A 2,141-nucleotide genomic window follows, 5' to 3' on the forward strand; every position below is an offset into this window, starting at 1 on the left:
AAACACCAATCCTAATTCGTGTGTGATCGTACGCACGGATCGGCTTTGCAAGCCGTGGCGTCTGTCAAATAACGGATATACGTTTATGGCGGTGTGGGAAAGCGGAGTAGTTAATGGCATTAATCACAAGGGATTGCCAGTTGTAGATGGGTTCATCGTAAAAGTGTACGATGATGGATATCATATCCCGACAGTTGGACTTGGGCATAAGGTTTTACCGCAGGACAACCTGCATCCTGGCGATGTGATAAGTGTGCAGCGTGCCAGGGATTTTTTTGAAGTCAATTTGCGACCTGTCGAAAGGATTATTAACAATGATGTTAATGTCCCGTTATATCAACATGAATATGATGCGCTTGTGTCTATTCTTTTCAACTCGGGTCCGTACAAGCACGAGGGCGATCCGTGGTATCCAGAAACCCGCTCACACCACCTGGCGAGTTTTCTAAACAGAGGGGATTTCAATAGAATGCGGGACGTTATCCGGGGATTCGTTGCATCTCGCGTGCCCAACCGCCGCCGCGTGGAAGCACGACTTTTCGAATCAGGAAATTATGATGCGAGCCATTAATATATTTTTCCTGCTGTTCGTCGTTGCCACTTCGGCATATTCGTCAGACTCAATTTACGGATCGGAGTTTGATTATAGAAATGCAAGGCCAGCCAGTGTCTACTTCGGCGGGAAAACACAAACTCAAATCAAGGCGTTTTGCGATAAGGACGCTAGTGCGACAATGGACCTGTCGGCCTGTGCCCAGTTTAGATTTGAAATTGCTTCCCGCGAACTGGGAAAGAGAGTCGCCAAAATTGAAAATATTATGGCAATCGGTGATAAAGATCATCAAGCCGATGACGAACCGACGGCGCTTCCTTACTTCAAGAAGGCCCAGGCGAACTGGCAACTCTATCGGGACAATCAATGTTACGCCAGTGTGTATGAGGTCGGGCAGGCATCGCTTCGGTTCGTTGATTTCTGGGATTGCATGACGCGAATCACGAAAGCGCGGCTTGACGATTTAACGAAGCCTAATGCCGGTGAATAGCCACGATAGAGCGATCAAACTGGCAACTATGATGCGCGCCATTAATATATTTATTTTTCTATTTTTGTTTGCCAATGCGGCATATTCTTCATCGTCGATCTATGGGTCGTCGTTTGATTACAGAAAGGCGGGGCCGGCGCGCACGTATTTTTCTGGAAAGAACCGTGAGCAAGTTGCAGCGTACTGTAAAAAGGAAATGCTCGGCACGATGGATTTGGCCGCCTGCTCACAATTCCGTTATGAGGTGACAGTGGAGGCTCTAAATAAGCAAATTTTGGAAGTGGAAAAACTCCTTCGGGCTGATGATGAATATAATCGTTCATATGATCAACCATCCTCACTACCTTTTTTCAAAAAATCTCAATCGAGTTGGGAAATTTATAGGGATAACAATTGCTATACCGATGTCTATTCGGTAGGTCAGGCTTCGTTGCACTTCGTTTATTTTTGGGATTGTATGGACCGGATCACCGAAAATAGACTGAAGGAACTATCCAGTGGCAAAGGTGATGAATAACTGAGTCGCCCAGACGGGATTTTATTTAAGGATGGGGATCACGATGCGAGCCATTAAGACAATCATTGCGACGATTGGCTTTGTTTTTGTCACGTCTGCATTTGCAGATACGGCATGTGAAAAACATGCAAAAACGCGTAATGATTTTTTGGGATGCTCGAAAATTGATGCCGACAAGATGCTTTCCGATTCTAAAAGTCTATATCTGAACATCAGGGAACTTGCCAAAGGTGACCGCCGGGCTGCAATGGATAAAAATTATCAGATATGGAAAGAAAAAATTAAATCTGATTGCTCAGTGTTAGCCTATTCATTCAATGGGTGGGGAGAACGCTATACGCCGGATACTGACTTTCAAGTTTCAGAATGTCGAAAGAACATCGCGGCTCAGGAACTTGAGTTTTACAAATGGCTCGCGTGCCCTGGCGATATGGAAACATCCCCAATTCCAAAGTGCGTAGCCATAAAAAAGGCGCTTGACTAGAGCCGATAGCACGACACGATCCCCGCTTCGGCGGGGATTTTTACGCAGTCTCTCGGGGTCGCTTTCGCAGGAGCGGGAATCGATCCTCTCGGCACTC

Annotated in this window: 4 protein-coding genes; all 4 read left to right on the forward strand. The window is 46.2% G+C overall.

The annotated features are described in order from the left end of the window. Positions 1–571, forward strand: a 571-nt coding sequence (locus P0D70_RS36405) for a lysozyme (protein WP_408188083.1), incomplete at its 5' end; no start/stop codon positions are given. Further along, on the forward strand, positions 555–1,043 hold the full coding sequence (locus P0D70_RS36410) for a lysozyme inhibitor LprI family protein (RefSeq protein ID WP_408188084.1): 489 nt from the start codon (positions 555–557) through the stop codon (positions 1,041–1,043). The genes P0D70_RS36405 and P0D70_RS36410, both read left to right, overlap by 17 nt. After that, positions 1,030–1,560 carry a lysozyme inhibitor LprI family protein gene (locus P0D70_RS36415; protein WP_408188085.1) on the forward strand — a complete coding sequence of 177 codons (531 nt, stop codon included), beginning with the start codon at positions 1,030–1,032 and terminating at the stop codon, positions 1,558–1,560. Before P0D70_RS36410 ends, P0D70_RS36415 begins: the two co-directional genes overlap by 14 nt. 43 nt (positions 1,561–1,603) lie before the next feature. Further along, positions 1,604–2,044 carry a hypothetical protein gene (locus P0D70_RS36420; RefSeq protein ID WP_408188086.1) on the forward strand — a complete coding sequence of 147 codons (441 nt, stop codon included), beginning with the start codon at positions 1,604–1,606 and terminating at the stop codon, positions 2,042–2,044. The last annotated feature ends 97 nt before the right edge of the window (positions 2,045–2,141 follow it).

Source organism: Paraburkholderia sp. RL17-381-BIF-C (assembly GCF_046026435.1).
Lineage (GTDB): Bacteria > Pseudomonadota > Gammaproteobacteria > Burkholderiales > Burkholderiaceae > Paraburkholderia.

Bases quoted from the DNA above. Each gene is read 5' to 3' on its own strand.
- P0D70_RS36410 (WP_408188084.1), top strand. From the start codon at position 555: ATGATGCGAGCCATTAATATATTTTTCCTGCTGTTCGTCGTTGCCACT.
- P0D70_RS36415 (WP_408188085.1), top strand. From the start codon at position 1,030: ATGCCGGTGAATAGCCACGATAGAGCGATCAAACTGGCAACTATGATG.
- P0D70_RS36420 (WP_408188086.1), top strand. From the start codon at position 1,604: ATGCGAGCCATTAAGACAATCATTGCGACGATTGGCTTTGTTTTTGTC.